Genomic DNA, 21,184 nt, shown 5'->3' on the forward strand with positions numbered 1-21,184 from the left:
GGCGACATTCGATTTAATCAATACTGGGATCTGGAGATGGCCGAACCACGTTTTGTTCACCTGCGTGTTCACAGTGACTATTCCATGATCGATGGGCTGGCTAAGGTCGGACCGTTGGTGAAAAAAGCGGCGTCAATGGGCATGCCCGCGCTGGCGATCACCGACCATTCCAACCTGTGCGGTCTGGTGAAATTCTACGGCGGCGCGCATGGCGCTGGCGTCAAGCCGATCGTCGGCGCAGATTTTTATCTGCAGAGCGAGGAGTTGGCCGACGAACTGGCGCACCTCACTATTCTGGCGATGAACAACGTCGGCTACCAGAATCTGACGCTGTTGATCTCCCGCGCCTATCAGCGCGGCTATGGTGCCGCAGGTCCGACGATAGATCGCGACTGGCTGGTGGAACATCAGGAAGGTTTGCTGTTGCTGTCCGGCGGTCGTCAGGGCGACATCGGTAAATTTCTGCTGCGCGGTAATCTGGCGTTGGTGGAACAATGTCTGGCCTTTTATCAGGAGCACTTCCCGCAGCGTTACTATCTGGAGCTGATCCGTACCGGCCGAGCGGATGAAGAAAGCTATCTGCATGCGGCGGTGGCGCTGGCGACCCAGCACGGCCTGCCCGTCGTCGCCACCAACGACGTGCGTTTCATCAACGCCGACGAGTTCGATGCTCACGAAATTCGCGTCGCAATCCACGATGGCTATACGCTGGACGATCCCAAACGTCCGCGCAACTACAGTCCTCAACAGTACATGCGCACCGAAGAGGAAATGTGCGAGCTGTTTGCCGACATTCCCGAAGCGCTGGCCAACAGCGTTGAAATCGCCAAGCGCTGTAACGTCACGATCCGACTGGGTGAGTATTTCCTGCCGCAGTTCCCCACCGGCGATATGTCGACGGAAGATTATCTGGTCATGCGTTCCCGGGAGGGACTTGAGGAACGTCTTGCGTTCCTGTTCCCGGATGAAGAAGAGCGCAATCAGCAGCGGCCGGCCTATGACGAACGTCTCGAAATCGAGCTGCAAGTCATCAACCAGATGGGATTCCCCGGCTACTTCCTGATCGTGATGGAGTTTATCCAGTGGTCGAAAGATAACGACGTGCCCGTTGGGCCGGGACGAGGCTCCGGCGCCGGTTCGCTCGTCGCCTATGCGCTGAAAATCACCGATCTTGACCCACTGGCCTTCGACCTGCTGTTCGAACGATTCCTGAACCCGGAACGTGTGTCCATGCCCGACTTCGACGTCGACTTCTGCATGGAAAAACGCGACCTGGTGATCGACCACGTGGCGGAGATGTACGGCCGTGATGCGGTATCGCAGATCATCACATTCGGTACGATGGCGGCGAAAGCGGTCATCCGAGACGTAGGTCGCGTGCTGGGTCACCCTTACGGGTTCGTAGATCGCATCTCTAAGCTGGTGCCGCCCGATCCCGGGATGACACTGGAAAAAGCGTTCGCCGCAGAGCCGCAGCTGGGCGAAATCTACGAGGCCGATGAAGAAGTTAAAGCGCTGATCGACATGGCGCGCAAACTGGAAGGGGTTACCCGTAACGCCGGTAAACACGCCGGGGGCGTGGTGATCTCGCCGACCAAAATTACTGACTTCGCGCCGCTGTATTGCGATCCTGAAGGGCAGCATCCGGTCACCCAGTTCGATAAGAGCGATGTGGAATATGCCGGGCTGGTGAAGTTCGATTTCCTCGGCTTGCGTACGCTGACCATCATCAACTGGGCGCTGGAAATGATCAATCCGCGTCAGGAGAAGATGGGGCTGGAGCCGATCGATATCTCCGCTATCCCGCTCAGCGACAAGAAAAGTTTCGACATGCTGCAGCGGTCGGAAACGACTGCGGTATTCCAGTTGGAATCCCGCGGCATGAAGGATTTGATCAAACGTCTGAAGCCTGACTGCTTCGAAGATATGATCGCGCTGGTGGCCCTGTTCCGTCCGGGCCCGTTGCAGTCAGGGATGGTGGATAACTTTATCGACCGTAAGCACGGCCGGGAAGCCATCTCGTATCCGGATATCGAGTGGCAGCACGAGTCGCTGAAACCGGTGCTTGAACCGACCTATGGTATCATCCTGTATCAGGAACAGGTGATGCAGATTGCCCAGGTGCTCTCCGGCTATACTCTTGGGGGCGCGGATATGCTGCGTCGTGCCATGGGTAAGAAAAAGCCCGAAGAGATGGCCAAGCAGCGATCGGTGTTTAAAGCCGGTTCAGAGAAGATGGGCATCGACGGCGAACTGTCGATGAAAATCTTCGACCTGGTGGAGAAATTCGCCGGTTATGGCTTTAACAAGTCGCACTCCGCCGCCTATGCGTTGGTGTCTTACCAAACGCTATGGCTGAAGGCGCATTATCCGGCGGAATTCATGGCTGCGGTCATGACGGCGGATATGGACAACACCGACAAGATCGTCGGACTGGTGGATGAATGCTGGCGTATGGGGCTCAAAATCCTGCCGCCGGATATCAACAGCGGTCTGTACCACTTCCACGTCAACGACGCCGGTGAAATTGTGTATGGCATCGGCGCGATCAAAGGCGTGGGCGAGGGGCCGATTGAGGCCATCATCGAAGCCCGTAATCAGGGCGGTTATTTCCGCGATCTGTTTGACCTCTGCGCGCGCGCGGACATCAAAAAGCTGAACCGCCGCGTGCTGGAAAAGCTGATCATGTCCGGCGCGTTCGACCGTCTTGGCCCGCACCGCGCGGCGCTGATGAACTCATTGCAGGATGCGATGAAATCGGCCGAGCAGCATGCCAAAGCGGAGGCAATCGGTCAGGTGGATATGTTCGGCGTGCTGGCGGAAACGCATGAGCAGGTCGAGCAGTCCTACAGCACGGTTCCTCCCTGGCCGGAACAGGTCGTACTGGATGGTGAGCGGGAAACGCTGGGTCTGTATCTGACCGGTCATCCCATCAACCAATATCTGAAGGAAATCGAACGTTATGCCGCTGGCGTGCGTTTGAAAGATATGCACCCAACGGATCGGGGCAAAATCACCACTGCGGTGGGTCTCGTGCTTTCCGCCCGCGTGATGGTGACCAAACGAGGCAACCGCATCGGTTTGTGTACCCTGGACGATCGCTCCGGTCGTCTGGAGGTGATGTTATTCACCGATGCATTGGATAAATACCAGCATTTGCTGGAGCAAGACCGTATTTTGATCGTCAGTGGACAGGTCAGTTTTGATGATTTCAGCGGCGGGCTTAAAATGACCGCTCGCGAGATTTTGGATATCAGCGAAGCGCGGGAAAAATATGCGCGTGGACTTGCTATCTCGCTGACTGACAGGCAAATTGATGACCAGTTGTTAAACCGTCTCCGTCAATCGTTGGATCCCCATCGATCAGGGACGATTCCGGTGCATCTTTATTACCAGCGGGAGGATGCGCGAGCTCGGCTACGCTTCGGCGCGGCATGGCGCGTGACCCCGACCGACGTGCTCCTGAACGATCTGCGCACCGTAGTGGGTAATGAACAGGTAGAACTGGAATTTGACTAATATAGGATTACTATGAGTCTGAATTTTCTTGATTTTGAGCAGCCGATTGCAGAGTTGGAGGCGAAAATTGACTCTCTGACCGCCGTCAGCCGTCAAGACGAAAAATTGGATATAAATCTGGACGAAGAGGTTAAGCGTCTGCGTGAAAAAAGCGTAGAACTGACGCGTAAAATCTTCGCCGATCTGGGCGCATGGCAGGTTGCTCAGCTGGCGCGTCATCCCCAGCGTCCTTACACGCTTGACTACATCAAACGCGTTTTCACCGATTTCGATGAGCTCGCAGGCGACCGCGCCTACGCTGACGACAAAGCGATCGTGGGGGGCATTGCGCGTCTGGATGGCCGTCCCGTGATGGTTATCGGCCACCAGAAAGGCCGTGAAACCAAAGAAAAAATTCGTCGTAACTTTGGTATGCCGGCGCCGGAAGGTTACCGCAAAGCACTGCGCCTGATGGAAATGGCCGAGCGGTTTAAAATGCCGATCATCACGTTCATCGACACCCCGGGCGCTTATCCGGGCGTGGGCGCGGAAGAACGTGGTCAGTCTGAAGCGATTGCCCGTAACCTGCGCGAAATGTCAGAGCTGAGCGTGCCCATCATCTGCACCGTGATCGGTGAAGGTGGTTCCGGTGGCGCGCTGGCAATCGGCGTGGGCGACAAGGTCAACATGCTGCAGTTCAGCACCTACTCCGTGATTTCCCCAGAGGGCTGCGCTTCAATCCTATGGAAAAGCGCGGACAAGGCGCCGTTGGCCGCAGAAGCGATGGGGATTATCGCTCCGCGTCTGAAAGAGCTGGGCCTGATCGACACCATGATCCCTGAACCGCTGGGTTCTGCGCATCGCGACGTGGACGCCATGTCCGCTTCGCTTAAGTCTCAGCTGCTGGCTGACCTGCGCGAGCTGGATGCGTTCAACGAACAGGAACTGTTGAACCGTCGTTATCAGCGGTTGATGAACTACGGCTACTGCTGATCGTTCTCTCCGTCCTAAAAAGTCCGTGGTCAGCAATGACCGCGGACTTTTTTGTTATGATGACCCCCATCCTTTCCTCACACCGCGTTTGTCGGGAGTCGCTATGCTGAAACTTCAGGGAATTCATCATATTGCTATCATTGCGTCTGACTACGAACGGAGTAAGCGTTTCTACTGCGACCTGCTGGGATTCACTCTGCAGCATGAGATTTATCGTGCCGCCAGAGACTCCTGGAAGGGCGACTTGGCGTTGAACGGCCACTACGTTATCGAGCTGTTCTCCTTCCCTGATGCGCTTTCGCGCGTGAGTCGTCCCGAGGCGCAGGGACTCAGGCATCTGGCTTTTGCCGTGGATGATATCGATCAGGCGGTCGGTGAGCTGACGCGTCGGGGCGTTAACTGCGAGCCTATTCGCATTGATGAAGAGACCGGGCGACGGTTCACTTTCTTTGCCGATCCGGATGATTTGCCGTTGGAGTTGTATGAACGATAGTGTCGCGACGCGCAGCGATGATGTCCTGTTAAATGCAGTCGCACGTCAGGTGACGTCAGGCGGCAGCTACCTGCTCGCCTACAGCGGCGGGTTAGATTCCACCGTCCTGCTGCATTTGTGCGTGCGGTTAAGAGAACAATATGGGCTCTCGCTGCGGGCGGCGTATGTCCATCATGGCCTCAGCGCGTTCGCCGACCGCTGGGCGCAGCACTGCGAGGGGCTGTGTTCAGACTGGCATGTACCTTTCAGCGTTCTGCCGGTGCAGGTTGATGCGCAGCAGGGCGGTATTGAGGCCGCGGCGCGTGAGGCGCGTTATCAGGCTATCCGTGAGCATTCGCATAGGGATGAGGTGCTGCTGACCGCACAACATCAAAACGACCAAAGTGAAACCTTCCTGCTGGCGCTCAAGCGGGGCAGTGGCCCCGCAGGATTGTCGGCGATGGCGTCGGTAACACGACTCGGCGAACAGACGCATTTACGGCCGCTGCTGGCCTGCAGCCGCACTCAACTTGCCGAGTATGCGGCGCATCATGGCCTGAGCTGGGTTGAAGACGACAGCAATAGCGACGATCGCTTTGATCGTAATTTCCTTCGTCGCCATGTGTTACCCGTTTTGACGCAGCGCTGGCCGCATTTCCCCGCCGCGGTCTCCCGCAGCGCGGAGCTCTGTGCGGAACAGGAGCAGTTACTGGATGAACTGCTGGCGGAGTCGCTGCAATCGCTTCGCCGCGCCGACGGCGGGTTGTCGATTACGGCTCTTGAGTCTTACGGCCCGCTGCGGCGATCCGCGTTGTTACGGCGTTGGCTGGCGGCAGAAGGCGTACGAATGCCTTCGCGGGAACAGCTGCAGCGGTTGTGGCAAGATGTGGCGCTTAGTCGCCGGGATGCTGAGCCGCAGTTGGTACTGGGGCCGTGGCAGATCCGGCGTTTTCGCGATGGTTTATATGTTTTGCCGCAGTGGCCGTCAGTCAGAGATACGGTGTTGGCCTGGGACCCGACGTCAGCGCCTTTGGCGCTTCCCTCTGAACTGGGAGCGCTGGCATTAGGACCCCAGGGTGTCGCGGTGCGCCGTCCTCATCCCGACGAAGCGGTGACGGTGCGCTTTCATGCGCAGGGAACATTTCACATCGTCGGGCGCGGGCATGGGCGTCAGTTAAAAAAACTGTGGCAGGAGTTAGGCGTCGCACCCTGGATGAGAGAACGCACGCCGCTGATCTTCTACGGCGAACAGCTTATCGCGGCGGTAGGAACCTTTGTTACGCGTGAAGGGCGCCCTGAGTCGGAAGACGCCGCCTGGCGTATTGTCTGGCATCCTGCGTCTTCGTCGTCCTTGACGCGTTCTTAATATGAAAACGGACAACTCAGTTGTCCGTTTAATTGGCGATATGAAGTGCGGTCAGGGTTCGCTAACCACGACTTTCCCTATTTCGGGATGACTGAAGCTGAGGATATGGTCAAGCCGAACTTCCCTGACGTGGCCCGCATCATCAAGCAGCAGATATTCGACGTGCTTGCGAGAGATAATGTCGCTGGCTTTCCCGGACACCACTTCACCGTTACGTAATTCCACCGTCAACGTCAGGTGCTGTTGGCAGGTGGCTTCAAGATTATCGTAATCATCACAATTGATGGGTTGATATTCATTACTCATTGACATAATCGCTCACCAATAAGTTAGCGGCGGCATAGGCCGCCTGTTCCCTGACTGAGGACGGCAAATCGCCATTTAGGGCAATTTGGTCCAGGGTTTTCAATACACAACCCAGTGCATCGGGTAGATAACCTAGGTTACCGCTGGCGATCTCTGTATAGAGACGACGTACTAATTCACCGTATTGTTGCACTATACCCTCCCTTAGAGCTCAGCCTGGTAGCCTTCATATTGACGTCACCGGAGGTATCAGCCTACGAAGAAAATGAACGCTATCCTGCCAGCCGACTATAGCATAGGCATTTACGGGTTATCAGTATTATGCCTTAGGCGTCATATAAAACCCGGGGTGTGAGGCGTGGCGGTTCTCCAGTACACTGTCGGCCCAAACCAAGAGGTGAAACATGGCGTTAAAAGCAACGGTGTACAAAGCGGCAGTGAATATTGCCGATATGGATCGCCATTTTTTCCACGATGCGACGCTGACGATAGCGCAGCATCCGTCCGAAACCGATCAGCGGATGATGCTGCGGCTGCTGGCATGGATTTGCCACGCCGACGAGACACTGCGCTTTACGAAAGGTCTGTGTGCGGACAACGAGCCCGAAATCTGGCGACACAGTGACGATCAGCAGATTGAACAATGGATCGAACTGGGATTGCCGGACGAGAAGCGCTTAAAGAAAGCGTGCAGCTTGTCGCGTGAGGTCGTGCTGTATGCCTACAACGAGCGTGCGGCTCGAGTCTGGTGGCAGACGATGGCGGATAAAGCGGCGCAGCTCTCCCATCTGACGGTACGTTTTCTGGATGATAAACAGCTGATGCAACTGACCACATTAGTCCGCCGCAACATGTCTTTGCAGGCCACATTGCAGGAAGGCACCATCTGGTTGTCAGACGACCAGAATCATCTGGAAGTCGTTTTTGATGACTGGCAAATCGCGCGGCAATAGGGATGATCGCTATTCAATCAGGCCATCCGTCCCTTCATTTCTGCGCGGAGCGGGTGGCAGTGCAGAGTGCCGACTTCACGTGGAATTCACGCGACACAGACCTTGAACGTAGGGCATAACGCGCAGAAAAGTAGGGAGATTATGATGCATAAGCTGATCATCAGTGGTGTTTTGATGTTCGGTCTGTCGGGACTCATCGGCTGTCATTCGTATACAGTCGTTCAGTCTGAGTCACTGCAGCCGATGGCGCAGCATTACCGTGGCACGTTGCCCGATAGCAGAAATATTGCGCTGTATCTCGACGCCGACGGCAGCTTCGTTTTAAATACGCATAGCATTGACGGCGAAGGGCATTTCCAGCGGCAATGGGAAAAAGGTCAATGGCTGCGCACCGCGGATAAACTGGTGCTCACGAATACTCACGGCGGCAAACGTTACTTTTTGGCTAAAAATAACGATTTGACGGTACTGGATGAGCGGGGACGTCCGCTGCTTTCTTCCCAGCAATACCACCTGTTTGCCGTAAACCCCGCGTAAAATCAGCGTTGAGCCGTTGAGCCGTTGAGCCGTTGAGCCGTTGAGGCATTGCAGGCTTAAGGCAAGTATGTCCCCATGCAGATAGCGGTAAGCCACGGCGAGTGGGATAATGACTCTCTGACTCTCTGACTCTCTGACTCTCTGACTCTCTGACTCTCTGACTCTCTGACTCTCTGACTCTCTGACTCTCTGACTCTCTGACTCTCTGACTCTCTGACTCTCTGACTCTCTGACCTTCAAGCCTGTTGTTGGCTTCGCTCTACGCTGAGATTCCCTCTCTTTTCGCGCTCAACGGTTTCCCTATTTCTCGGTCTCCCGCACCTACGGGTTTACGCGCCTCTGAATGATTAATACCCAAGCGGTTTGCCGATCTCTGTTCTAACGGGACAGGTATGGAAATGGGGAGATAACGAGTCACGGGCGATGTTGGCGAAGAGAGGCAAGTCACGGCCGCCTTGCGACGACCGTATGAGAGTTTGCTATCGACTCAGAGCATCTTTTTCAGCTGATAAAGCCAGTCAAGCGCCTGACGCGGAGTCAGCATATCGGGGTCGAGCGTCTCCAGCGCTTCCATCGCGGCAGACGGCTCTTCGGGAGCCAGCAACATTAACTGGGCCCCGTCGATGTGGCTGCTTGAAGCATTATTGGACAGCGTTTCCAACTCTTTCAGCTTTTGGCGGGCGCGTTTGATCACCTCTTTCGGCACGCCGGCCAGCGCTGCTACGGCCAGACCGTAGCTCTTGCTGGCGGCCCCATCCTGCACGCTATGCATAAAGGCGATGGTATCGCCGTGCTCCAGAGCATCCAGATGGACATTGACGACGCCTTCCATTTTCTCCGGCAGATTAGTCAGCTCGAAGTAGTGGGTGGCGAACAGCGTCATGGCCTTGATCTTGTTTGCCAGCGTTTCTGCGCATGACCACGCCAGCGACAGGCCGTCATAGGTCGACGTGCCTCGGCCAATCTCGTCCATCAGCACCAGACTTTGTTCCGTCGCGTTATGCAGAATATTGGCGGTCTCGGTCATTTCCACCATGAAGGTGGAGCGACCGGATGCCAAATCGTCCGCCGCGCCGACGCGGGTGAAGATGCGATCGACCGGGCCAATGACGGCCTGATCTGCCGGAACATAGCTGCCGATATGGGCCATCAGTACAATAAGCGCGGCCTGACGCATATAGGTACTTTTCCCGCCCATATTCGGACCGGTGATGATCAGCAGGCGGCGCTGCGGGGACAGCGACAGCGGGTTGGCGATAAATGGCTCGCTAAGCACCTGCTCTACGACGGGGTGACGACCGCCAGCGATCTTGATGCCGTGACGATCGCTTAGCGTCGGGCAGACATAGTTCAGTGTATCCGCGCGCTCCGCCAGGTTGGTCAGGACGTCCAGTTCCGCCAGCGCGCTGGCGCTTTGTTGCAGCTCGGCCAGATGAGGAAGCAACAGGTCGAACAACTGATCATAAAGCGCCTTCTCCAGCGCCAGCGCCTTGCCTTTAGAGGTGAGAACCTTGTCTTCGTACTCTTTCAGCTCTGGGATGATGTAGCGTTCGGCATTTTTCAGCGTTTGGCGACGCACGTAGTGCATCGGCACCAGATGACTCTGTCCGCGGCTCACCTGAATGAAATAGCCGTGTACGCCGTTGAAACCGACTTTCAGCGTATCAATGCCAAGCTTTTCGCGTTCCCGGATTTCTAGTTTGTCCAGATAGTCGGTGGCGCCTGCGGCAAGGCTGCGCCATTCGTCCAGCTCTTCATGGTAGCCGGTGGCGATAACGCCGCCGTCCCGCACCAGAACCGGCGGTGCTTCCACTACCGCGCGTTCCAGCAGATCGCGCAGCTCGTCGAACTGGCCTATCTGGCTGGCAAGCCGCTGAACCGCATCGGCGTTGACAGAAGACAGCAGGGCATGAATGTCCGGCAGCTGATGGAAAGCATGGCGCATTCTCGCCAGATCGCGCGGACGCGCCGTGCGCAGCGCCAGCCGCGCCAGAATACGCTCTAAATCGCCGACCTGACGCAGGAAAGGCTGTAATTCGAGGGCCAGATCTTGCAGTGCGCCGATGGCCTCCTGACGCTGCGTTAACGTCTGAATGTGACGACTCGGCATGTGCACCCAGCGTTTCAGCATTCGGCTGCCCATCGGCGTCACGGTACAGTCCAGTACGGCCGCTAACGTATTTTCGGGGCCCCCGGACAGGTTTTGCGTCAGCTCCAGATTACGTCGCGTCGCCGCATCCATGATGATGCCGTCCTGCTGGCGTTCCATCGTGATGCCGCGAATGTGGGGCAGGGAAGTGCGCTGCGTATCTTTGGCATATTGCAGCAAACATCCGGCGGCCCGCAGTCCGAGCTTGGCCTGTTCGACGCCAAAACCCGTCAGGTCGCGCGTACCGAACTGTAGATTAAGCTGCTGGCGGGCTGTATCCAGTTCAAACTCCCACAGGGGGCGGCGGCGCAGACCGTTGCGATGCTCAATCAGCGACATCAGCTCGAACGTCTCGGGATAGAGCAATTCGGCCGGATTAGTGCGCTGGATTTCGGCGGCCATGCTTTCAGGATCGGCGGGTTCCGCCAGTCGGAAACGTCCTGAACTGATGTCCAGCGTGGCATAGCCAAATCCGCGACCGTCTTGCCAGATAGCCGCCAGCAAATTGTCCTGACGCTCCTCAAGCAGCGCCTCGTCGCTAATCGTGCCCGGCGTCACGATGCGCACGACTTTGCGCTCTACCGGCCCTTTACTTAACGCAGGATCGCCAATCTGTTCGCAGATGGCGACGGACTCGCCCAGCTGTACCAGCCGGGCCAGATAGTTTTCCACCGCATGATGGGGAACGCCCGCCATCGGGATAGGCTCTCCCGCAGAGGCACCGCGTTTGGTTAATGAAATATCCAGCAGCTGCGATGCCCGCTTGGCGTCATCGTAGAACAGCTCGTAAAAATCGCCCATGCGGTAGAACAGCAGGATTTCCGGATGTTCTGCTTTCAGCCTCAGGTACTGCTGCATCATTGGGGTGTGCGAGTCTAGATTTTTCATTGTACTCATCGGCTTGTGATGTCCATTCTCTTAATTTTTAATGAGTTAGTGTTTTTTATGATTATCATTAGGTTTCACGTTGTCTCATCGGATATCATGAAATCCTACATTTAAATGTAGGTTAAAGTGTAGCTTGCCAACCTATAGCTTGGTAAAATATGGGCACATACAGCGAAACCTACATTTATGTTCATGACTGCATAAGGTGCATGATAACGGAGTCTTTATGGCAGGAAAACAAGAGGGAAAGCCACTTTCGTTTAAAGCGGTAGAAATGATGAAGCCAGGCGATAAAGATAAGGCTGATGTAGGCGAAAATCGAGGCTTACGTGTCTCCTGTGGTGCAACTGGGGTTAAGTCTTTTTTCTACCGTTACACAAGTCCTCTGACTGGCAAGCTTGCTCAGGTTAAAATTGGTAACTTCCCGCAGACTTCTCTCGCCGCTGCACGTCTTAAACTCCACGAATTAAAGCTCCTCCGACAGGAAGGACGGTGCCCTGCGTCAGAGCTTAAGCAAGATAAGCTCCACCGTGCGATTGAAGCTGAACAGGCTAAGATCCCTGAATTGACCGTACAGGGACTAGTTGAACTGTATCTTACCGAACGTATTGAGGATCGAAAAACGAAGGACGGAAAAATCATTCCCGGTGCCAGAAAGCCGAAAGGGCAGGCCGAGGTTCGTCGTACTCTCTATGGTGACGCTGTTAAAAGCTTAGGAACACGAAATGCTGCTGAGATTACGCGGCAGGATGTCATCAATTTAATTAATGGTATTGTAGCCCGAGGCGCAACCGTACAGGCTGGTAATGTTCTGAGGGAACTTTCACTCGCTTATGAGTTTGCTATTGGTCTTGGTCGTTTTGATGACAGTTTTGCGAATCCGGCGTTGTTAGCAAAATCCAGCTTACGACAGACCAGAATCAAGCTCACAAATGGTCGTGGGACACGGGTACTGAGCGAGGTCGAGCTTGGAAAGTTTCTTAAGTGGCTTCCGGGTTCGGCTTATACGCCAACGATTAAAAACGTGCTGCGGCTGACACTCTGGACAGGATGCCGAACAGGTGAAGTCTGCAACATGGCCTGGGATGATGTTGATCTTGAAAAAGGCACCATTCATCTGCGCGAAACCAAGACCGGGGTAGAGCGCTACGTTCAGTTATCCGATCAAGCGATCGACTTTCTCAAAGTTCTACGCCTCACCTCCGATAAATATCTGTTTCCTTCGCAGGCGACTAAAAAGCCTATCCAGCAGAAGTACCTGACTGAAAACTCATGGCGTTTACGTGAAAGCGGTCAAATGCTTGATATACCTCATTGGACGCCTCACGATCTGCGTCGTACAGTGCGCACTGGATTATCACGTTTACAGTGTCCGAATGAAGTTGCCGAGGCTGTACTGGGACATACGCGCGGTGGTGTGGAAGGGATTTATAATCTGTATAAATATGATGCTGAGTGTCGGAAGTGGTTGCAGGTGTGGGCGGATTATTTGGATAGCTTGACTAAAACGGTTGTTGAAAATAAATAGTTAATCAATGTATTTTTAACTCAATTGATTAATATACTTAAATATCCTAAATAGGAACAGGTTTTTATATGAAAATATTTCTTAATGAAAAGAATAAAATAAATTTAGAGAGTTATATATTATTGCAAGCCACTGATTGGGATGATTACTCCTATAAGTCTACTTTCTTGTTGTCATTCTTTTATAACGATAAATTAGTGCCAATTGGTGAGTTGAAAATTATAGATAGTTCTTTAGAGATTGGACGTGTACTGTTTGATAATGGATGTGATAAACTCCCTGATAATTTTTGTTCGCTTGGGCAAAGTAAACAATATTACCTTAATATTAGAGACTTAGGTCTTGAATATGAAAAACTGATTCTTGAATCGTTGAATGATTGTGCTTATGACAGAATTATTTTTGATGCATTTAATGAACTATCACAATTCAAAACTTCCGCAGTTCGCTTCAGTCCCGCAGAACAGGCATTAGAATTTGCTAAGAAAATTTTTAGTAGGCAAGTGGAAACTAATGATGAAAATTGCCATGTGTTTGATTTTTCAACCACATTAAAAGGCTTTTCGACTCCCTATAATCTGAATTTTTCTTTTCAGAAACAGAGCAAAAGTATTATACCATCTAATATAAATGTAATCATAGGCAGAAATGGCACAGGTAAAACACAACTTCTTTCTGATATAGCACGCACAATTTCAGGCTACGGTTTTGATGATAAAAGTGAGCTTATAAGAGCTAGGGAAAAGAGGTTCAATAAAACAAAACCTGATTTTGGGAATGTAGTGGTTGTATCTTATTCTGCCTTCGATAATTTTGAAATTCCGGGTAAAAATGAAGCTGAGCAAAAAGAGATTGAAGAGCAAGGACATATATTTGGCTATAAATACTGTGGTCTTAGAGAGAGAATAGAAAATTCAACTGAGTATAGGCTGAAAAATATCTCTGAGATTACCAATGAGTTCAAAGTTGCTTATGAAAAAATTATCGCTGAAAAAAGAATTGAACAATGGAATGAGTGCATAAAGCCTATTGTTTCCGATCAATCGTTTTCTGAATTGGATCAAAATGTTTTACTAGAGAAGTTTGATAGGCTTAGTTCGGGTCAAAAAATTGTTCTATCAATATTAGCAAATATATTTGAACATATAAAAGACAATTCTTTGGTGATTATTGATGAACCAGAAACTCATCTTCATCCATCTCTTATTGCTTCATTTATGCATTCAATTAGATCTATTTTAACTAATTTCAACTCATATTCTATCATAGCAACCCACTCCCCGGTGATTTTACAGGAAACGCCATCAAAATTTGTTCAAGTTTTAAGAGGAAATTGTCTTAAGCCTAAGGTTGGGAAACTGAAAAAAGAATCGTTTGGCGAAGAAATATCCACATTAACTGAAGATGTTTTTAATGTTTCTTTTGAAGAGTCTAATTTTTATTCAATCCTATCAAGGTTTTCTTCGGAAGGATATACACTAAAAGATATTGAAATAATCTTTGGCAAAAAGCTAGGGATGACTGCAAAATCATTTCTTACAAACTTAAATTAATGGAGGGGTTATGAGAAATATACCTCTACCAATCGAAGACGATAAAAATAATCTTGATCTTATAGTTGAGGATAAAACTGATAAATATGCCAATCCTATTCGCAATATTCTATCTAGAATAAAAAATTCTTATGATAACTATGAATCCAATAAACTTAGTTTAGAAAACTTGCGACCAATAGGACTATCTGCCGACCAAAGTAATTCCATTTTACATGCCTATAATGTGAAAACTAAATCATTTAAAGCTATCTCTGCGAGATTGTTTAATCCAGACTTGCCGGATTTTGATGAGTGCCCATATTGCGGAATTAGTGAGCCTAGTACTTTAGACCATTATCTGCCTAAAGAAACTTACCCTGAGTTTTCAGTGTTATCAAAAAACTTAATACCGATATGCTCGGTCTGCAATACAATATACAAGAAGTCTAAATTTTTATGTAATAACCAAAGGATATTCATACATCCATACTATGATATTTTCCCGGGTGAAAATTTCATTGGTATTTCTATCGCCGTTGGTAATAAAATAAAAATTAATTTTTCATCAGTTGGTCATGCTGGAAATATTTATTTCTCAGGGATTTTTGGACGACATTTTTCAAACCTTAACCTTAAAGTTAGATTTAAAAGAAAATCAGCTTCAGAAATTTGTAGAATGAGAGCAAGCTTGAGACGTGCTTACAGAAGAAGAGGAGCATATCAAGATGTATCATCTTTGTTATTGTCTCAGTCAAATGATTTTAAAGATTCATATGGAGTAAATCATTGGAAGGTGGTCTTATATTTAGGGTTATCTCGCAATGTTGATTTTTGCAATAATGGTTTTATGAGGGATGTTGAGTAAATATATATGCTCTGTATTATTTAGATATAGAGCATATATTTCACTTATGTAGGTGATGTCACATGGCGCGATGGTGTGGTATTAATCACAAGAGAGTTGTAGTGATTTTTATATCTCAATAATATATTTCATGTTTGCTTTGTAGACTACAAGCCAAATACTTTTATATAAAATCTCCCTTTACCATCATCCATTTCCTGGATGTTATAGGTCATTGGTATTTCTGTTGTGTTAGGTAATTTAGATTGCTCATCTGTCAGGGTCATTTGAAGACTGGCAGCACACTGATAAGTATCTATTGATGAGTTATGAGCTAATGTTCTGACATTAATAACTTTCAATATCAGGCTGTCGGTATTATCGGGCACCATCCCTTCCATCTGAGAGTTTCTGAGCTGCTCGAATTGTTTCTTTATCTGTTTGTGAGCAATATTAACAACCAGACTTTTGGCATCATCACTGTTACATTCAGGTGTCTTGTCTCCGCAACCAACCAGCAGGCTTGCAGATATGAACAGTAATGCTAATCGCATATTCATTGAGTTAGTCCTTATTAATGTTTTTTCCGGTAACACCTTGTTCCAGGCGAATGCGTTCAACAACTCTGGCCGCGAGAAAATAGCCTGTACGAAAGTGGAATTGAACTATTTTAATATCAAGGTGTTTTATCCCTTTCTGAGCAATGAACTTTAGAGTCTTTTCATAAAGTTCTTCATCCATTTTTAGACTGAGTGTTTTATGAGATTCTTCACTCACTATCAGGCTCATTTTCTTTACTGGCGGCTTATGGTGGATCGATATCTGGCTTTATTAATAGTTCCAGCTTTTCGACGCGACGGGTAAGTTGCATGACGTGCCAGATGCAAACAGCAATGGCACCGATGGCAGCACCAGTCATTATATTCATCGTTTACGCTCTCCTTATTTTATCGTTATTTCTTCCGGTAAATCCCATCCATTGCGCCTGTAGCTACCAGTCCGCAATAACCTTCACATCCCCTGGTTATTACCCTGATTTTTCCGTTGCTCTGTTCACTGATAACAGCCACGCATTGGCTCGATTTATCGTTATAAATCCAGCGATGTTTCTGATTTTGTCCAGCAGTAATAGATTGCGCTGAACCCTCCATATTGCAGATGCCGGAAGTATTTTGGGTTGCAGCATTAATGCTGAATTCAATACCATTGCCGCCTGCTGTCAGTGAGAGTGAACCGTCTGGTTTAATGTACTCTGTAGTGGTAGCCAGGGCTGATGTGCTCAATATCAGGGTGGCTAAAATGACTCTTTTCATAGTTACTCCTTGTCAATTAATACGAATGTTTTTAGTGATTTTCCCGAATGTCAGCGGCCTGCGTTTTTCAACATAAAAATAGGCAACATTGAACGCCGACTTTTTATGATTGCCCTTGCCGAGAGAAGGCCAGTCGCTAAAAGCCTCAATCTGGGCTTCCGAATAGGGAGTGGTAGAGAAGTCGAACAATACCAGCAATGCTTTGCCGTCATACTTCATCAATTTCTTCATTTCAGTGCTATTAACCGTGGCGGATACCGTTGATTTGGCTGCGGTGGGTTTACGGACGGCGAACTCAACAGCCACATCATCAATCACAAAGTCGATATAGCCGTTCCCCGTAATAGAGCCTGGGAGCTTTCCTTGCACTTCTGGTGAAACATCATCGGAGAAACAGCCTAAAAGGTAGCAGCGAACCAATGGTAGAAGTTCCCTTTCACTGCACTCATTAAGGCGTAGTGTTTTTACAAACTCAGTGGGGTAAAGGGAATGAAAGAAGTACTCAAAGCTTTTTGTTACCGAAGTGATGGTGGTAGCCATGGCTAATCCTTGCCGGAATGTATTGAAGGTTGTTTATCAAAATAACGGCTGGGCCATATCTCCTCGGGCACCATGCCCAATGCCGCTGCTATCAACCGTTCTGCCTTCGGATAGTGCTGACTGAAGGCATTGTTCAGTGTACGGGAGCCTAATCCCTGATCGCGGGATAACTGCGCCAGACTTAATCCACGTTTGTGTAGTGCAGCCACAATGTCGGCCCTGTGCCAGTCCTTAGCCCTTCCTTTAGTTCGCTTTTTTTGCGATGCTACGTGGTTATTCACAGTGTTAACCCCTCTGTATCAGTACAGGGATATTAAATGCGAATAAAAGGAACTTATCAAGTTCTCTTTGTGGTCTTTATTGGTTTTCCTTTTTAACGTATTGATATTATGGATTAAGTTAATGAAAAATATTTTGGACGTATTGCCTGCTGATAAGAACCAAAGTGGCAGTATTGATGGCAGTGAGCAGTGGCTCCCAGCACAGGCATTTGCAGGAAAACCGGGGATGCCGGGGACGGCAAAGGGCTGCCGCCTGCGTCTGGAAAAGCTTGCCGCTATGCACCCGGAAATCAGGAGAAAGAGAACAGGGCATAAGGGCTTTGAGTACCATATTCGCGCTGCGGGAATGTCGCTGAAAAGTGAGCGGGCAGAGCAAGCCACTCAATCTGTCGTTTCTCCTTATGGTACTGACGAACAGCTTAATCTCTGGGTTCAGTTGTTCAAAACGATGAAGCCTCATTCCCGTGACCGCTTGTTGAAGCAGGCGCTTGAACAGGTGGCTGATGATCTTGCGTTAACCCAGCCAGCTTTGCCAACAGAAGTGATTTCACTGGCGCACCAGTTACTGACGTTTTCGGAAGAGCAGCGTAAACAATTGCTGGAGACTATTTCGAAGTAATAGTTCGCGCTGAAACGCTTATTCCCTGAGTTGCTTTCTTCTTTTCTAATTTACGCAATAATAGTTTCCCTGTGAAACTATTTGCTCGTTATGTATTGGTTTGATATAATGCCATTACTGGAAAGTGTTATTATTAGCAGCTAGCCAGTCATTCAAGTTATCATTTAACTAATTGTTCTTTTAATAGTAATCCTTCACTGGAGGGATGGTTGTATTTAAAGAATGCCAGTCTGACCATGTTTTTTAAGGCTTGATTCAGTTAATAATCTATTAAATGAAATTAATGATTTACCAGTCAAATGATGTATGTGATTGAAATGAATAAAATACATCAGGAAGGGCTTGCTATGCCCGTCGCTCAGGAATTAATAAACATTATATTAAATGAGGCGGGAAGTCCGCCGCCGCATAAAGCCAGAATAACAGCTGTTAGTTTATTATTTAAAGATCTGACTTACAGTGCTGAGCATGGGGGTTATCATCCTGTCGAAATACGGCTTATTTCACGCAATCATGAATGGTATTTTGATTACATTACCGACTTCAGTTATATGGGGACGGTATACCCCGAACTGGAAAAGGAAATTGATTTTAGCTGGAGTCAGCAATATGTCTTTCTGGCACATGTGGGTGACCTGCCTGTTAACACCGGAAGGGAGCTGTTTGAACTCTGGCAATCCAACTTTATTCAGTATCAGGCCATGAACGTCTACACCATTACCGTCCTGTGGGAAAGCTAATCCTCCTGCACTAACTATCAATACTTTATGGGGAATTATCTGTGACGACTGACAGAGGGATACGTGCGTCTCAACAAGGTGAGCTGGACTGTCTTTGCGGTGCTTATTGCGTGGTTAATATGCTTAGCTGGCTGTTTGACGGCAGGGTGAAACGACGCCCGTTAATGAATCGGCTTATTCAGACTTTTCAGCAGCGCTGGCCTTTGCATGAATGGCTGACTGAAGGGATTGAAGAAGACCGTTTAGACTGGCTGATAGCTCAGGTGTTGCAGAAAGGACATTACAGCCGCCAGTTCCCGGTTCAAATCACCAGACCCTTTACCGGGAAGCGGGGTTTATCAGACGGGCGACTGTTCAGGGAAATGCAGCGGTTTCTTGACGTCACTGACCACTCGCGCCTGATTATGCTCAGCGACCAGTTTCACTGGTCCCTTCTGGTCAAAATAGATGAAGAAACGCTCTGCTTCTTCGACAGCAACGGGCGAACCACTATGCCCCGTAAAGCTTTCTCCCTGCGTACTGGCGTAACCCGCCGCCAGTTGTTTCCCGACGCCATTTACTTCATTGAACGGGAGTTCTGATATGACCATGTTTACCCAACGTGAAACCCGTATCCTCGACCAGGCGCGTGACATTATCAGCCGTTATTACCAGCGTGGCGTTCAGCTCTGTTCTCCTGATGATGTACGACGGTACGTGATGGTTGAGCTGGCACCGCTTGAACATGAAGAGTTTGGCATCATCCTGCTCGATAATCAGAATCAGCTGCTGCACCGCGAAATCCTGTTCAGGGGTACGCTAAACTCGGTCAGCGTTCACCCCCGTGAAGTTATCAAGCGTGTGCTGAAACATAACGCCGCCGCAGCCATCCTTGTCCACAACCACCCCAGCGGCGAGCCTGAACCCAGCCGTTGTGATATCCAGTTGACCAAAAAGCTTCAGGAGTTGCTGGAAATGCTGGATGTGCGATTACTTGATCACTTTATCGTGGCAGGAACTGAAACGGTATCAATGGCTGAACGGGGGCTGGTGTGATGCTGAAAGTTACTTGGTTTAATGTACGTTATTGCGGGTTAGGCGCATGAGCAGGACAGCGTTACGTCAGGTTGTGCCTATGGTGCAAACAACCGTGTTTGATGCGTATATTGGCGGTCTGGCTCCCTCGGGGCGGAGAGGTATCACCAGCTTGTTAAACCGCAGCGCCAGCATACTTAAACGCGGTGCGGATGCAGCAGACTATCCGTGGGAACAACTTAACTTCGCCGCCGTCGCTAAAGTGCGGGCGGCACTGCTGGATGACGGTTACGCCGTGTCGTCGGTGAACATGGCGTTATCCGCGCTACGGGGCGTAGCGCAGACAGCTTTTAACCTGAACTGCATGAATGCCGAAACGCTGGCCCGTATCCGGTCTGTTAAGCGTGTGAGCGGCGATATCCAGCGTAAGGGAAGGGCGTTAGACAAGTCGGAGATTCGGGCGCTGATTCAGGCCGCAAAACAGCATCCGCAACCGGTACGGCGCTGTCGTGATACCGCCATTGTGCTGACACTTTGCGGAACAGGCCTGCGGGCCGGGGAACTGGTCAAACTTGAGCGCCGGGACTATGACAATGGTGTTCTCACGGTCAGACGGGGAAAGGGGCGTAAATACCGTGAAATTCACATGGCGGATGCGGTGGATAGTGCTATCCGCGCGTGGCTGAAAGTTGGCGCAGACGAGGCTGACAGTGCGTTGTTCAGCCGAATTCAGCGCAACGGTAAGGTCGCAAGCCGGCCGCTGACTACGACCGGGTTAACGGGTATCCTGGCTGATTTACAGCAGACGTCAGGTATTGCACGTTTCACCCCACATGACATGCGGCGCACCTTCATCACCCATTTGCTAGAGCAGGGCGTGGATATCAACACCGTACGCCAGCTGGCAGGCCACAGCGACATATCCACGACGACGCGCTATGACTGTCGTGGTGAGGGGATGAAAATCAGTGCCAGCAAACACATCAGGTGTTTTTAGCTGTTGAGACGTCTCCGGTAGCGATTGCAGTTTTATCTTCGGCACTCAACCGCGCATACTTTTGATTCTGGATATTAATCAGTGCATTGATATTTTCAGGCTGAAGCATCCACGCAACATCTTCACGCGTCCATTCTTTACCGTCAGAGAGTCGTTTTAACCGGGGTTTCGATATTCCATACTCATTAAGTTTTTCTGCTACCGAAGCATATTTCTCACGATCTACTTCCCCCGTATGTAGCTTGTCAAAACGACCTTTAACGAGCTGGTATACAGTGTAGATTTCCAGTGCCTTAGGGGACCTGGCCGGGACCATCATGGGGTGTTCCTCCAGCCCATAGAAACCGTTTAGCTTTCCCTCATTGAGCAGGTCATTAAACATGTGATTCACGCAGGCACTCAGCACATCCGCCGCTTTCTCTGCATCGAATTTATACGGGCTAAAACCCGCTCCCGTCAGTTTCCTGACAATCAGTGCCAGTTTTTGCCGGGTATCCCCTCCCAGATAAAGCTTCTTCTCCAGAAATCCAAAGACCTCGTTACTGCTTTTACGTTCCCGGTGGCATTTAGCATCAGCCTTGTTGCTTTGGTTACCAATCATAGTCACCTCC

General features: G+C 50.2%; 24 protein-coding genes. 14 read left to right on the top strand and 10 right to left on the bottom strand.

What is annotated here, in order from left to right; translation table 11 throughout:
• Nucleotides 1-36 precede the first annotated feature (36 nt).
• The 4 genes from dnaE (at nt 37) to tilS (ending at nt 6,329) form a co-directional block, all read left to right on the top strand.
• Nucleotides 37-3,519 (top strand): DNA polymerase III subunit alpha, encoded by a 3,483-nt coding sequence (dnaE, locus tag CKQ53_RS09325; RefSeq protein WP_085653105.1) that lies wholly within the window; start codon nt 37-39, stop codon nt 3,517-3,519.
• Between the two features lie 12 nt (nt 3,520-3,531).
• Complete coding sequence (accA, locus tag CKQ53_RS09330) at nt 3,532-4,491, top strand: acetyl-CoA carboxylase carboxyl transferase subunit alpha (protein WP_085653104.1); 960 nt, start codon at nt 3,532-3,534, stop codon at nt 4,489-4,491.
• Nucleotides 4,492-4,594: 103 nt separating this feature from the next.
• Complete coding sequence (locus CKQ53_RS09335; RefSeq protein ID WP_094117757.1) at nt 4,595-4,984, top strand: VOC family protein; 390 nt, start codon at nt 4,595-4,597, stop codon at nt 4,982-4,984.
• Nucleotides 4,974-6,329 carry a tRNA lysidine(34) synthetase TilS gene (tilS, locus tag CKQ53_RS09340; RefSeq protein ID WP_100053505.1) on the top strand — a complete coding sequence of 452 codons (1,356 nt, stop codon included), beginning with the start codon at nt 4,974-4,976 and terminating at the stop codon, nt 6,327-6,329. Before CKQ53_RS09335 ends, tilS begins: the two co-directional genes overlap by 11 nt.
• 51 nt (nt 6,330-6,380) lie before the next feature.
• Here tilS and rof read toward each other — a convergent pair whose 3' ends face one another.
• A complete protein-coding gene (rof, locus tag CKQ53_RS09345; RefSeq protein ID WP_085653101.1) occupies nt 6,381-6,641 on the bottom strand; it encodes a Rho-binding antiterminator in 261 nt (86 codons plus the stop codon).
• The gene (locus tag CKQ53_RS09350) at nt 6,628-6,828 is read right to left on the bottom strand and encodes a YaeP family protein (protein ID WP_085653100.1); all 201 of its coding nucleotides are present in this window, start codon (nt 6,826-6,828) and stop codon (nt 6,628-6,630) included. The genes rof and CKQ53_RS09350 overlap by 14 nt, the downstream gene beginning before the upstream one ends.
• A 211-nt stretch (nt 6,829-7,039) precedes the next feature.
• Here CKQ53_RS09350 and CKQ53_RS09355 point away from each other — a divergent pair, with 211 nt between their 5' ends.
• Both CKQ53_RS09355 and CKQ53_RS09360 read left to right on the top strand, forming a co-directional pair.
• Nucleotides 7,040-7,588: a YaeQ family protein gene (locus tag CKQ53_RS09355; protein WP_085653099.1), complete on the top strand. Its 549-nt coding sequence runs from the start codon at nt 7,040-7,042 to the stop codon at nt 7,586-7,588.
• 141 nt (nt 7,589-7,729) lie between these two features.
• Complete coding sequence (locus CKQ53_RS09360; RefSeq protein WP_094117755.1) at nt 7,730-8,125, top strand: copper resistance protein NlpE N-terminal domain-containing protein; 396 nt, start codon at nt 7,730-7,732, stop codon at nt 8,123-8,125.
• Nucleotides 8,126-8,612: 487 nt separating this feature from the next.
• On the opposite strand, the gene mutS is transcribed toward CKQ53_RS09360, so the two are convergent.
• Nucleotides 8,613-11,171 carry a DNA mismatch repair protein MutS gene (gene mutS / locus CKQ53_RS09365; protein WP_208639999.1) on the bottom strand — a complete coding sequence of 853 codons (2,559 nt, stop codon included), beginning with the start codon at nt 11,169-11,171 and terminating at the stop codon, nt 8,613-8,615.
• 217 nt (nt 11,172-11,388) lie between these two features.
• Here mutS and CKQ53_RS09370 point away from each other — a divergent pair, with 217 nt between their 5' ends.
• The 3 genes from CKQ53_RS09370 (at nt 11,389) to CKQ53_RS18410 (ending at nt 15,090) form a co-directional block, all read left to right on the top strand.
• Nucleotides 11,389-12,690, top strand: a complete 1,302-nt coding sequence (locus tag CKQ53_RS09370; RefSeq protein WP_118894922.1) for a tyrosine-type recombinase/integrase — start codon at nt 11,389-11,391, stop codon at nt 12,688-12,690.
• 68 nt (nt 12,691-12,758) lie between these two features.
• Complete coding sequence (locus CKQ53_RS09375; protein ID WP_094117754.1) at nt 12,759-14,243, top strand: AAA family ATPase; 1,485 nt, start codon at nt 12,759-12,761, stop codon at nt 14,241-14,243.
• Nucleotides 14,244-14,253: 10 nt separating this feature from the next.
• A complete protein-coding gene (locus CKQ53_RS18410) occupies nt 14,254-15,090 on the top strand; it encodes a hypothetical protein (RefSeq protein WP_139824017.1) in 837 nt (278 codons plus the stop codon).
• Between the two features lie 146 nt (nt 15,091-15,236).
• On the opposite strand, the gene CKQ53_RS09380 is transcribed toward CKQ53_RS18410, so the two are convergent.
• Genes CKQ53_RS09380 through CKQ53_RS09400 form a run of 6 tightly spaced genes read right to left on the bottom strand, consistent with a single transcriptional unit; the run spans nt 15,237 to nt 17,203 of the window.
• Nucleotides 15,237-15,629, bottom strand: a complete 393-nt coding sequence (locus CKQ53_RS09380) for a hypothetical protein (protein ID WP_094117753.1) — start codon at nt 15,627-15,629, stop codon at nt 15,237-15,239.
• 4 nt (nt 15,630-15,633) lie between these two features.
• Nucleotides 15,634-15,846 carry a hypothetical protein gene (locus CKQ53_RS09385; protein WP_139824016.1) on the bottom strand — a complete coding sequence of 71 codons (213 nt, stop codon included), beginning with the start codon at nt 15,844-15,846 and terminating at the stop codon, nt 15,634-15,636.
• Between the two features lie 28 nt (nt 15,847-15,874).
• Nucleotides 15,875-15,997: a hypothetical protein gene (locus CKQ53_RS18930; RefSeq protein WP_254901517.1), complete on the bottom strand. Its 123-nt coding sequence runs from the start codon at nt 15,995-15,997 to the stop codon at nt 15,875-15,877.
• A 25-nt stretch (nt 15,998-16,022) separates the two neighbouring features.
• Nucleotides 16,023-16,382, bottom strand: coding sequence for an acyl-CoA dehydrogenase (locus CKQ53_RS09390; RefSeq protein WP_094117751.1), 360 nt, complete (start codon nt 16,380-16,382; stop codon nt 16,023-16,025).
• Between the two features lie 12 nt (nt 16,383-16,394).
• Nucleotides 16,395-16,922, bottom strand: a complete 528-nt coding sequence (locus tag CKQ53_RS09395; protein ID WP_094117750.1) for a hypothetical protein — start codon at nt 16,920-16,922, stop codon at nt 16,395-16,397.
• Between the two features lie 2 nt (nt 16,923-16,924).
• Complete coding sequence (locus CKQ53_RS09400) at nt 16,925-17,203, bottom strand: helix-turn-helix domain-containing protein (protein WP_094117749.1); 279 nt, start codon at nt 17,201-17,203, stop codon at nt 16,925-16,927.
• Between the two features lie 121 nt (nt 17,204-17,324).
• On the opposite strand from CKQ53_RS09400, the gene CKQ53_RS09405 reads away from it, so the two are divergent.
• The 5 genes from CKQ53_RS09405 to CKQ53_RS09425 all read left to right on the top strand — a co-directional run bounded on the left by CKQ53_RS09405 (nt 17,325) and on the right by CKQ53_RS09425 (nt 20,573).
• The gene (locus tag CKQ53_RS09405; RefSeq protein ID WP_244200934.1) at nt 17,325-17,822 is read left to right on the top strand and encodes a hypothetical protein; all 498 of its coding nucleotides are present in this window, start codon (nt 17,325-17,327) and stop codon (nt 17,820-17,822) included.
• A gap of 347 nt (nt 17,823-18,169) precedes the next feature.
• Entirely contained in the window at nt 18,170-18,562 is a 393-nt protein-coding gene (locus CKQ53_RS09410; protein WP_094117848.1) for a DUF2787 family protein, read from the top strand.
• Nucleotides 18,563-18,681: 119 nt separating this feature from the next.
• Nucleotides 18,682-19,143: a hypothetical protein gene (locus CKQ53_RS09415; protein ID WP_094117748.1), complete on the top strand. Its 462-nt coding sequence runs from the start codon at nt 18,682-18,684 to the stop codon at nt 19,141-19,143.
• A 1-nt stretch (nt 19,144) separates the two neighbouring features.
• On the top strand, nt 19,145-19,597 hold the full coding sequence (gene radC / locus CKQ53_RS09420; RefSeq protein ID WP_094117747.1) for a RadC family protein: 453 nt from the start codon (nt 19,145-19,147) through the stop codon (nt 19,595-19,597).
• 46 nt (nt 19,598-19,643) lie between these two features.
• Nucleotides 19,644-20,573: a tyrosine-type recombinase/integrase gene (locus CKQ53_RS09425; protein WP_094117746.1), complete on the top strand. Its 930-nt coding sequence runs from the start codon at nt 19,644-19,646 to the stop codon at nt 20,571-20,573.
• On the opposite strand, the gene CKQ53_RS09430 is transcribed toward CKQ53_RS09425, so the two are convergent.
• On the bottom strand, nt 20,560-21,174 hold the full coding sequence (locus tag CKQ53_RS09430; protein WP_094117745.1) for a hypothetical protein: 615 nt from the start codon (nt 21,172-21,174) through the stop codon (nt 20,560-20,562). The genes CKQ53_RS09425 and CKQ53_RS09430 overlap by 14 nt on opposite strands.
• Nucleotides 21,175-21,184 lie beyond the last annotated feature (10 nt).

The organism is Lonsdalea britannica (assembly GCF_003515985.1).
In the GTDB taxonomy this organism is placed as follows: Bacteria; Pseudomonadota; Gammaproteobacteria; order Enterobacterales; family Enterobacteriaceae; genus Lonsdalea; species Lonsdalea britannica.